Below are 6,837 nucleotides of genomic sequence, written 5' to 3'. Positions count from 1 at the left end.
TTGTGATTTTTGATACATTTTTTCTTGCCGGATGCACAGGAATTTCCAATTTTACCTCTTTTTCGGGTTCTCGAAGCCATGTCAAGACTCCTCTAAGCCTTACGTCGTAAGCTTTTCACTTCTTTTCAGCAAGCCCTAACTCAGATAGGTAGTAGCCGGTTTTCCCCAAATCGCTTGACGAGAGAGAGATCGTGAGTCTGTTGCCTCAGAACACGGTCTCAAGGGAGAGAACACCTGCCCTCCCTGCGAGATCGGAAACAATAACAGTATATTTACTCGGTGCGCGATCGCGCAGTGGATTGCTTCGCAGGCGATCGCGCATCAGACCATCGGACGGGAAACGTCGGGGTAAGTCGATCTCCCATGCGATCGCGAGCGACACGATGCTCTATTGCACGTTTCGATCGAACGAAACACCCAGTACCTCTAAGGAACCGAGTGCTTCGGGTGCGATCGCGGCGATCGGTGACAAATTTTTACAAATAATCGCACATGAGCGTTTCGCGCGTCTGGCGTTCCGTCACCGGGTTCGTTCCCGACGCAATGGCACAAAGTTCGGCTTGGGTGTCGTCTCGAAGGAACGCGTCCGTAAAATCAGCCCCCTCGATATTCGTATTTTTAAACTGTGCGTTGTACGCAAACGCCCCTTCCAGCAGTGCGTTCTTCAAACTACTGTCGATGAAAACTGCCGAATCGAGGGTTGCAAAGCGTAGATCGGCATTCTCTAACGTTACTTCCTTAAATTTCGTGCGGAACAACTGGACGCCAACCAGGTTAGCATGGCTAAAGTCGCTGCTGCGGATGGTCGATAGCGTAAAATTAGAATCCGTCAAATCCTGACCCGAGAAATCTTCCCCGAACAAGGTTTCTTTCACGTAATCCGCTGCCTGCGCTGGATTCTCGTACAACGCTACGTCGGCTAGAAACAAGAACCCGACACACAGTACGATCGCGCAGAGTCGTCTCCAAACGCGATCGCCGAAAACGCAACCGTTTCCGTGCTTGTGCCGCAGCCAAACAGTGTTCTGTCCCTTCGGAGGGGTTACAGCCGTACCATATTTCACGAGTAACTTTTATCCTCGAAACGCGACTTGACATTTTGTCTCGGCAAACCTGAAATTAAACCGAGACCTGTTTAAACTCGATAGATCGTGAACTCTCATTGCGATCCTACCAGTAACGCTCCCCACAAAATCGGCGAACTCGGTGAAGAACTCGTCGTTCGCTGGCTGCATCAACAGGGTTGGGAAGTACTCCATCGTCGCTGGCGGAGTCGCTGGGGCGAACTCGATGCGATCGCTCGCTATCCCGCAACTGACGCCCCGTCAGAAGACACTCTGCCAGAACAGCTAATTTTCGTAGAGGTCAAAACTCGCAGTCGTGGGAATTGGGACGCCGACGGCTTGCTTTCGATTACTCCTGGCAAACGCGAGAAACTCTGGCGGACTGCCGAACAGTTTCTCACCGTCTATCCTCAGTTTGGCGACGTACCTTGTCGGTTCGACGTGGCGTTGGTGAAGTGCGATCGCCTCAAAACTCGTCAAACTCAAACCGTTTCGTCATGGGTTGACATCGGCGAAATCGTCTTCGGGAAGCCTGTGTACGTGGCGAATGCTCGACTGACGTTACATCGGTATCTCACGAACGTATTCGAGGCCGCTTGAGCGATCGCTCAAGCTAACGTTTCGGGACAGTACCCGAGTCCTCGAACGAACTGATGGCGAAACGCCTCGATTTCTTCAATATCGGGGCGGCCGTGACAGACGATCGCCACTTGATAGCGTCGCATCACGTCTACGGGAGTTTGTCCCGTTTCGAGGCTCCACATTGCCATTTGAACTCGAATATTAGACGGATAGGGAATACCGAGTTCTTTCAGGTAAGCTTGAAAATCGCCGTCTTGTCGAGCCTCGAGGGGAGATTCCATTTTGACCCGAATCGCCCAACCATCGATCTGGTGAATGACGGTGACGAATTGAACCGGGAAGTTATTGCGTTTTAAGTGTTCGACGACCCTCAGCGTTAAACTGGCGTTGGCGAGGTAGTAAAGATAATCCATGTTCGGTGCCGTGAATGGGGTCTACTACCATCGTCGCGGACTGTGCGTGTAAGGTGTAGGGGGAAGTCCCGCTCGTTTCATGGGGAGAGTTCCCCAAAGGTGCGATAATTTCCACTTCGGACTGTTCGATCGAGTGGTGTTATCGTTTTTGTTCGTCTTGGTTTTGTGCGATCGCCTATGTCTAATCCCGATTTGTCCCTCGACGCCTACGATTACGAGTTACCTCAAGAGCGTATCGCTCAAAATCCCGTCGAACCGAGGGATTGCGCCCGTTTTCTCGTGGTCTCTTCTCCCCAAGAACACCAACATCGCATATTTCGTGAGTTACCGGAATTGTTACGACCGAACGATTTACTCGTTCTCAACGATACCCGCGTGCTTCCCGCTCGTCTCTACGGGGAAAAACCCAGCGGTGCTAAAGTCGAAGTTCTGCTGTTAGAAGCAGTCAGTCAAAACCGCTGGCTGGCGTTGGTGAAACCGGGAAAGCGCCTCAAACCCGGTGCGTCGATTCTGTTTTCACCGCCCTCAAACCCTTCAGACCATGAATTTAGCGCCTGTGTCGTTTCCGTAGATGACAAAACGGGCGGTCGCGTGTTGGAGTTTCAGTTTCCCGAGGACAAAATGTTCTTGGAGATGTTGGAAGAGTACGGTGAAGTTCCGTTTCCCCCCTACGTTACGCAATCGCAGGCTTCGCCGAACCAATATCAAACGGTTTACGCCCGTCAAGCGGGTTCGGCCGCCGCACCGACAGCGGGGTTACACTTTACTAACGAGCTGTTCGATCGCTTGGACGAAAGAGGGGTTCGTCGCGCTTTCGTGACATTACACGTCGGAGTCGGGACGTTTCGTCCGGTCGAAGTGTCCGATATCACGCAACACGCCATGCATGAAGAGTGGGCGAAAGTTCCCCACGAAACCGTCGAAGCGATTCGCGAGGCGAAAGCCAGAGGCGGGCGGATTATCGCCGTGGGAACGACAGCCGTGCGATCGCTCGAAGCGGCGGTGGCCAGCAGTGGCGATCGCGAACTCGAGCCGTTTTGCGGAAAAACCGATCTTTTTATCTATCCCGGTTATCGCTGGCGTCTCGTCGAGGGGTTGATTACCAACTTTCACTTACCCAAGTCGAGTTTGATGATGTTGGTGTCGTCGCTGGTGGGACGAGAACGACTGTTGACTCTGTATCGAGAGGCGATCGCACAAAACTATCGCTTCTTTTCTTTTGGCGATGCCATGTTCGTGACCCCCGAAGCCAACCAAAATCCTCCTGGGGACTGGATTTGACCGCGATCGGAGTACCTGCGTACAGACCAAGTCAAAGATTTGTGAATTTTGGGGGTTGACACCTGCTGTTACTAATGTAAAGATAGCTTAATCTCAATCGTTCATCTCTTTTCAGTCGAGACTTGTATCGGAGAAGAGACGGAAGTAGGGCTTACGCACCGAAGGAACGCAACGCATCTCGAGCGATCGATAACATTTGAGGTATTGCTGATGCTAGTTTCCTGCTTGGCTACTTTAGCCGTAGCTGGTGTTTCGATGATTTTCAGCCTCAACACGACTGAAGAAATCGTTAAAGTTGCAACTGCGGGCGTTGCTGGGTTGTGCTTACTTCTCAGCCTAGTTTTCGCACCGTTGCCGGTGAAAGTACTCGTTCTCGCGACTCCACTAGCCCTCGATCGAATTTCCAACTTGGGAATTCTCGGAACGCGCTAGAGTCCGCAGCTTGTCCGAGAAGCCTCGAGTACTGGGCGTCGCTCGCCCCGAGCAACATAAGGCTATAAAAGACTTCCAAGATATTAGCTTGGGAGTCTTTTGCGATCGTTGCCTTAAATCGAGTCGGGATGACAGGATTTGAACCTGCGGCATCCTGCTCCCAAAGCAGGCGCGCTACCAAGCTGCGCTACATCCCGAGACTACCGAACCGTTTCCAAAAACAAACGATTCCCTCAGATTATAAAAGATTTGTTCCGCACTTGCCAAGCACCTGCAACACTCAGCCAGAATGGACGGGAGTTGACGGGAGCGAGAACGAAAGAGAACGGGCGTTGTGTTGACCCACCTCTCGATTTTAGGAGCGATCGCGCTACTATCGAGCTATCTCAATCACAGAATCGACCTATAGGATGTGGCATCCATGAGGTTACAAGACTTTCTCGATAGCGATCGCAAGTACGACATTAACGACATTGCCGCAGACGGCGACCTCACCCGTCAAATTCAAGTTCGCCTGATCGACATGGGAATCCTAGCTCCGCCCGCAGACGGCAAGTTCGGCCCCGTCACGACCGCAGCCTTCCAACGGTTTCAAACCCTAATGCAAGCTGGAGAAACGGGCTATCTTGGCGCCCGTACCGCCAAACTGATTATTCAAACCAAGCGAGAAGACCTCCCCAAACCTCCACCGAAAGTCAAAATCCTCAAAAATACCGTTTTCAAGGCCAGACCCCTCCAGTCTTCAGACCTTCCCGATACTGAAAAACAATCGATCCCGCAAGATAACGAATTCGAGTTGCTCGATTACGAACCCGTTCGTAACCACGTTCGCGTCACCTTACGCGACAAAGCCTTTCCCAAACTGCACGCCAACGGCAAAATTGAAGACTCGAAACAGTGGTACGCCTTCAAAGAACACGTTCAAATTTGGGAAGACGAAGATCGCGAAATCCCCAAAGTCAAACCCAACTCGGTTCGCCTAGAGGTTCCCTACAAGTCCCAACTCGACAACTGGTATAACCCTACCGGGTCTTGTAACGTCACTTCCCTAGCCATGTGCTTGGAATACCTCGGCGCCTCGAGACGCAGCCACATCGGCCAATTAGAAGACGAACTGTACGAATACGCCATCGAACGCGGTTTGAGCCGTCACAGCCCTTACGACTTAGCCCAGATCGTTCGCGACTACGGTTGTCGCGATCGGTTCCGAACCGACGCCACCATCGAAGACGCTAAAGATTGGCTCGCCGAAGGGAATCCATTAGTGATTCACGGTTACTTCACCTCGTTCGGCCACATCATCGTCTTAGTCGGCTACAACGATCGCGGCTTTATCGTTCACGATCCTTACGGCGAATGGTTCGAGTGGGGCTACCGCACCGATTTAAGCGGAGCCTATCTCACCTACAGTTACGACCTCATTCGCCGCGTCTGCATTCCCGACGGCTCCTTTTGGGTACATTTCATCTCAAAATAAAGACAACCGTAGGGTGCGTGACTTGAAAAATCGGGTGTCGATCGTGAGACCGATCGATCTGTCACGCACCGCCAATGTACACCGCCAACATACAAGGGTGCGTGACTTGAAAAATCGGGTGTCGATCGCGAGACCGATCGCTTTGTCACGCACCGCCAATGTACACCGCCAACATACAAGGGTGCGTGACTTGAAAAATCGGGTGTCGATCGCGAGACCGATCGCTTTGTCACGCACCACCAATGTACACCGCCAACATACAAGGGTGCGTGTCGATCGGTGAAGAGTGCAGAGGGCAGAGTGTAGAGTGGGAACTCCTCTTTAACTGTTCGCTCTAGACTCTTAACTCTTCCCTGAAAGAGGCGCACCGCCCTAACCGGGGAATCTGTGTGATATTTAAGCCAGACTCAACTTCATACTGATATCGAGCCAATGAGACCTCGTAATCGGGGCGCTCGTTGAAATGTAATCGACTCCCGTTTCCGCAACGCTACGCAACCTGTCGAGCGTGATGTTCCCCGACGCTTCAATTTTCACCGGGCGATCGCACCCCCGAATCAGGACTACCGCCTCGCGCATCTGTGCCAGGGTCATATTATCGAGCATGATAATGTCCGCCCCTCCCTCCAAAGCCTCTCGAACTTGGTCTAGGGTTTCCGTTTCCACCTCGATCGTCATCGGATAGGGAATTTGCGGCCGAATGCGGGAAATTGCGGCTTGGATGCCCCCAGCAGCGGCAATGTGATTGTCTTTCACCATCACCGCATCGTCTAACCCCATACGATGGTTCGTCGCGCCCCCGATGCGGGTAGCGTATTTCTCAAAGACTCTCAAACCGGGGGTCGTCTTGCGCGTATCCGTCAGTTGCGTGGGTAAATCGGCAATCGTCTCCACATATTGCCGCGTGGTACTGGCGATACCGCTGAGTCGCATTACTAAATTCAACGCCGTTCGCTCTCCCATTAGTAGAGCGTCGAGGGGGCCGTCAAAGCGAGCGATCGCCGTTTGCGGCGCACAGGCGGTTCCGTCATCCACCAGTTGACTGCTTCGATCGCTGCACCCCAACAGTTTGAAAATTCGCCTCGCTAGAGGGAGTCCCGCCACGATCCCTTCCGCTTTCGCCGTCCAAATTGCCGTTCCCCGAGCGTCAGTTCCGTTGAGGAGGGTTTGGGCGGTGGCGTCCCCCCGTCCGATATCTTCCTTGAGCCAGTCTTTTAATAAGGGGTCGATCGAAATCCAGGGAGGAAGGGCTACCGTTCTGCTCACGAGTCACCTATATCTGTCAGTTGGCATTTTTCACGATAGCTCGATCGATCCCCCTGGAAGATCTCAGTCGAGTCCGACCCGAAATCGAGTCCGATAGATGGAGAGCGAACGAAAAGCCATTAGAGTGCGATCGCGGGGTTGAGGAGGGTGGTCTCGAAAAAAATTCAAAAAAATTCCAAGCCCAAACCCCTTACTGTGTGGTTATTTCAGCCATCGCCGTTCAAAAAAGCCAAAATTTTTTTCCAAAAGGGGTTGACAGTCCCTAATGGTCTTGTTAGATTGGTTAAGCGCTCGAGAGGAGGGGCGAACGACGCCGCCCTCA

At 52.5% G+C, this 6,837-nt stretch carries 7 protein-coding genes, 1 tRNA gene and 1 riboswitch; of the genes, 4 read left to right on the top strand and 4 right to left on the bottom strand.

Translation table 11 applies throughout. The features are described 5' to 3' along the window. Positions 1-476: 476 nt before the first annotated feature. The gene (locus POG22_RS07660) at positions 477-1,064 is read right to left on the bottom strand and encodes a pentapeptide repeat-containing protein (protein WP_245555401.1); all 588 of its coding nucleotides are present in this window, start codon (positions 1,062-1,064) and stop codon (positions 477-479) included. 87 nt (positions 1,065-1,151) lie between these two features. Here POG22_RS07660 and POG22_RS07655 point away from each other — a divergent pair, with 87 nt between their 5' ends. After that, entirely contained in the window at positions 1,152-1,664 is a 513-nt protein-coding gene (locus tag POG22_RS07655) for a YraN family protein (RefSeq protein WP_017660673.1), read from the top strand. A gap of 8 nt (positions 1,665-1,672) precedes the next feature. On the opposite strand, the gene POG22_RS07650 is transcribed toward POG22_RS07655, so the two are convergent. Then, positions 1,673-2,059, bottom strand: a complete 387-nt coding sequence (locus POG22_RS07650) for a hypothetical protein (RefSeq protein WP_017660672.1) — start codon at positions 2,057-2,059, stop codon at positions 1,673-1,675. 177 nt (positions 2,060-2,236) lie between these two features. Between POG22_RS07650 and queA the strand changes: the two genes are divergently transcribed. Together queA and POG22_RS07640 are read left to right on the top strand one after the other, a co-directional pair. Then, entirely contained in the window at positions 2,237-3,340 is a 1,104-nt protein-coding gene (queA, locus tag POG22_RS07645; RefSeq protein ID WP_017660671.1) for a tRNA preQ1(34) S-adenosylmethionine ribosyltransferase-isomerase QueA, read from the top strand. A 96-nt stretch (positions 3,341-3,436) separates the two neighbouring features. Next, positions 3,437-3,513: riboswitch (Glutamine riboswitch) on the top strand. 37 nt (positions 3,514-3,550) lie between these two features. Then, on the top strand, positions 3,551-3,772 hold the full coding sequence (locus POG22_RS07640; protein ID WP_017660670.1) for a hypothetical protein: 222 nt from the start codon (positions 3,551-3,553) through the stop codon (positions 3,770-3,772). A gap of 123 nt (positions 3,773-3,895) precedes the next feature. Here the strand turns inward: POG22_RS07640 and POG22_RS07635 are convergent. Beyond that, positions 3,896-3,969, bottom strand: a tRNA-Pro gene (locus tag POG22_RS07635). A 224-nt stretch (positions 3,970-4,193) separates the two neighbouring features. Between POG22_RS07635 and POG22_RS07630 the strand changes: the two genes are divergently transcribed. Beyond that, the gene (locus tag POG22_RS07630; protein ID WP_017660669.1) at positions 4,194-5,249 is read left to right on the top strand and encodes a C39 family peptidase; all 1,056 of its coding nucleotides are present in this window, start codon (positions 4,194-4,196) and stop codon (positions 5,247-5,249) included. 396 nt (positions 5,250-5,645) lie between these two features. Here POG22_RS07630 and nadC read toward each other — a convergent pair whose 3' ends face one another. Beyond that, on the bottom strand, positions 5,646-6,515 hold the full coding sequence (gene nadC / locus POG22_RS07625; protein ID WP_498904535.1) for a carboxylating nicotinate-nucleotide diphosphorylase: 870 nt from the start codon (positions 6,513-6,515) through the stop codon (positions 5,646-5,648). Positions 6,516-6,837: the final 322 nt, after the last annotated feature.

Source organism: Geitlerinema sp. CS-897, assembly GCF_028368005.1.
Classification (GTDB): Bacteria; Cyanobacteriota; Cyanobacteriia; order Cyanobacteriales; family Geitlerinemataceae; genus Baaleninema; species Baaleninema simplex.
The sequence above is the reverse complement of the archived record's forward strand: the minus strand, read 5'-3'. Positions and strand labels throughout refer to the sequence as shown.